An 847-nucleotide genomic window follows, 5' to 3' on the forward strand; every position below is an offset into this window, starting at 1 on the left:
GGGGGCGCGGCGCGTGCGGAGTCCACGGGGCGATCGTCCGCATGGCACAGATTCACAATTCCACTTCGTCCGCGGCACTCGGCACGCGTTGACTCAAAGGGCGGAGGATTGACCACTTTGCCACTTTGCCGTATCGCCACTTTGCCGTATCGCCACTTTGCCACTTTGCCGTTTCGTCGCCGGCGGGGGCGGCGTCGCTTTGCACGCGATACCGACGCCGCGTGTATAGTGCGCACCAACTCGCACCGACCCTGGAGAGCCGTCATGACGATCCGCCGAGCGATGCTGTGCCCCGCGTGTGTGATGCTGGCGATGGCCGGGTCGGTGGCGGCCCAAGACGCCGCCAAGCCCGCCGATGCGCCCGCCGATGCGCCGGCGGAAACATCCGACGCCCCGGAGGTTTCGTTCCGCGTGGGCGGCTTTGGCATCTATCACTTCAAGAGCGACCTGGACAAGAACGGCGATGTCTCGCTCTCGCGCGCCGGCGGCGAGGTGGGCGTCAACATCCCGTTCGGCAAGACGGTCTTTCTTGACGTCGCGTTCCGCGAGGAGGCGTCGTGGTACAACTTCTCGAACGCGGTTGACCTGGGCGGCACGGATTCGCCCTGGGACGGGCCGCTCTATGACCATCGATTGATCTCGAGCCTGTTCGTGCGGCACAACGACAACTGGTCGTGGATTGTCGCGGGGAGTGTCGCGTGGTCGCACGAGGATTCGAGCGCGTCGGATTCGATGACCGGCGGCGGCGTTGGGCTGGTGACGTACTCGTTCAATGACTCATTCGCGTTGTCGGCGGGCGTGTCGGCGTCGGCGCGATTGGAACGATCGGCGCGGATCGTGCCGATCA

1 protein-coding gene is annotated in these 847 nt (G+C 65.4%); it reads left to right on the forward strand.

The genetic code is table 11. The features are described 5' to 3' along the window. Positions 1-264: 264 nt before the first annotated feature. On the forward strand, positions 265-847 hold a 583-nt coding region (locus JNK74_28345), incomplete at its 3' end, for a hypothetical protein (GenBank protein ID MBL7650098.1).

The sequence above is a fragment of the Candidatus Hydrogenedentota bacterium genome, assembly GCA_016791475.1.
In the GTDB taxonomy this organism is placed as follows: Bacteria; Hydrogenedentota; Hydrogenedentia; order Hydrogenedentales; family JAEUWI01; genus JAEUWI01.